We start from the raw sequence: 2,625 nt of genomic DNA, 5'->3' as shown, positions 1-2,625 counted from the left end.
CCAGGCGTGAGGTCGCGCCGGGGTTAGATCATTGGTCGCACAAGGGCCTCAAAAATCGAGCTGAAAACAGTCATCTCCCTTTCCGAAAGCGGGAACGGGCGATGCAAGGCCATCGCTCTCCAGGAGGGTTGCAGAGGTTCGTGGCGACCCACTCAGCCATCCGCAATTGCTTCAGCGCCCCCGGCGCCGTCGCTCCGCATTAACAATCCGATATCACCGCCTCGAGTCCTTTGACGCCTGGAATGCCGCCACCCAGGCAGCTTGAAATCTGTACATCAGCACTTCTTTCTGGACTGGATGTTAACGGGACAACACCACGCATGGATTTGTTTCAAAGTCAGAGCGAAGCTGAAAGCGCTTTAGAGATTCTGAAAAATGCCAAGCAGAAACGTAATTATGTGAAAGTTTAGCTCTGGTCCGGATATCTCTATGTCCTGAGGACATAGAGATATCCGGACCTAATGTCAAACCCACAGAATCTCACTGAATAGCGCAAGACTTGACTAATCTGAGTGCCATCTGTATATGTCCTTAGGACATATACAGATGGCACTCGCATGAAGTTCACAGACGGGGTGGAACAGGCGCTTCTGAAGCGCGATCTGCCGATCATCACATACTACGATTTTTTTGTTTTAGGTCACTCGCTCTTCCAGCGCCGCGAATGGAACGGGGAACCCCTTAAACGTATGCCGCAAGGGTGGGACCAAACCCGTGCGAATAACGCAATCAAGCGTATGGAAGAGCGCAGAGCGCTGGTCCCTGATTCCGATTTCAGATCGGGCGTCTGGCGTGTCACACAAGCTACTCGCGCAGGGTCTGCGGAAGAGGTCGTGTGTATTGCTGACCCCTTCGCCTATGTCTCACATTTGTCGGCGATGCAGAGATACAGCCTGACAGAACGAAGCCCCAAAGCTCTTCATGTGACCACGCCGCGTCGTGATCTTTGGAACCAACTCCGAAATAACCGCGTGCGGGATGACCTGCCCGAGATCGAAGACCTTGATAAGCCGGTGCTCTATCGACCAGGCTTTAAGGATATCATTCGGCGACGGCCGGTCATTATGCATATCTCAAGCCATCCCTGGACGCCTGTGCCTCTCAGTGGCGAGGAAACCCGGATCACGTCTATCGGCCAGACCTTTGCCGATATGATTGCAGAGCCTGGATTGTGCGGCGGAATGCGCCATGTCCTCGATGTCTGGGAACGTGACGCGGATCAATGGTTGCCAGAAATCGTGGAAGCCGTAGACCAGTTAAACAGCAAGATTGCGAAGGTCCGGGCCGGATACATCCTCTCGGAGGTGCTGGATTTTGATGATCCCGCTATTGCGCGATGGGAGGCTTTCGCGCAAAGAGGGGGATCAAGGAAGCTAGACCCTGAAGCGGACTATCTCCCTGAATTTTCAGAACGATGGATGATTTCACTGAATGTCTGATGCAGAACACATGCCCAACGAGGCCGAACATGACATTGTAGATGTGGATGTGCGGGCCTGGGTAGAAGCCGCGCGCTCTAATCCGGCTCAGTATCGCGACAGGCAGGTTACGGAGATTGTTCTGGCGGCCATCGGGTTAGCCCCCAGCCTAAACACAAACCTGGTCCTAAAGGGCGGGGCCGTGATGGCGCTTGCATTCAAGAGTAACCGGGTCACGGCCGACGTGGATTTCACCTCAATCGTGGAGCCCGCCGGGTTTGCCGATCAGATCGCAGATGATCTGAATGCCATTTTGCCCCAAACCGCAATCCGCCTTGGGTATCTGAACCTTCTCTGTCGGGTGCAGACCGTCAAGAAAATGCCGAAGTCATTGAATTTCGAAGAGTTCGATTTCCCGGCTTTGCTCATCCGGATCGGTTCGGCCGAGCGCGGAACGGGCGAAGAGAAACGCTTGGAAGCCGGACGAGCTATACGGGTGTTAGATATCGAGATCAGCTTCAGGGATCAGGTGTATGCGTTCCAGGAGCTGAACCTGACAGGACCAGGCGTCGCGGTGCGAGCATTCACACTTCACGAGATCATCGCTGAAAAGCTGCGCGCTCTATTGCAACAGCCGATCCGCAACAGAAACCGCCGCCAGGATGTCTATGACATCGCCTACCTGATCGAAACCAACGAGCTGACTGATGAAGATCGCCGCAGTATCTTGGAGACGCTGATCGAGAAGTGCCAGGCGCGCAGTATAGAGGCTACGCTGGAATCTATGGATGATCCTGAGGTCCAGCGGCGGGCTGAAGTTGACTGGAACACACTTGCCTTGGAACTGGATGATCTGCCGCCGTTTGATGAGCGGTTTGCCATGATGCACGAGCTGTATGTGTCCTTACCTTGGTCATAGCGCATTTGTTCTGCGGTATGGCTCAGACGGCCACAGGGAGTACTCTTGTTCTCAGTAAAAAAGGCGCGCTCATGAGAATGAGACGCGCCTAAGCCTTGGAAACGAGGGAGGTTTTCCGGGCGATCAACGACCTAACCGGTTATTAAACCGGGGGTGCTGTCACGTTAACTGTCGTTCGGTTGCTCGTGCCCGTAATTGGACCTGGGTGACATCGATGAAGTCATCGTCAATCAGCTACAAGCGCCACCGATTTCCTCCTCAAATCATCGCGCACGCTGTGTGGCTGTA

2 protein-coding genes and 1 pseudogene are annotated in these 2,625 nt (G+C 54.1%); all 3 read left to right on the top strand.

Features of this window, described 5'->3' with window-relative positions; all coding sequences use genetic code 11:
* A pseudogene (locus GOW92_RS24730) lies at positions 1–265 on the top strand (DDE-type integrase/transposase/recombinase); the annotation flags it as partial.
* A gap of 292 nt (positions 266–557) precedes the next feature.
* Entirely contained in the window at positions 558–1,439 is an 882-nt protein-coding gene (locus GOW92_RS24725) for a type IV toxin-antitoxin system AbiEi family antitoxin domain-containing protein (protein ID WP_170566548.1), read from the top strand.
* Entirely contained in the window at positions 1,432–2,337 is a 906-nt protein-coding gene (locus tag GOW92_RS24720; RefSeq protein WP_217356596.1) for a nucleotidyl transferase AbiEii/AbiGii toxin family protein, read from the top strand. Before GOW92_RS24725 ends, GOW92_RS24720 begins: the two co-directional genes overlap by 8 nt.
* Positions 2,338–2,625 lie beyond the last annotated feature (288 nt).

Source organism: Ruegeria atlantica (genome assembly GCF_013032505.1).
GTDB classification, from domain to species: Bacteria; Pseudomonadota; Alphaproteobacteria; order Rhodobacterales; family Rhodobacteraceae; genus Ruegeria; species Ruegeria atlantica_F.
Note: the sequence above shows the minus strand (reverse complement) of the source record. Positions and strands in the feature narration are given on the sequence as shown.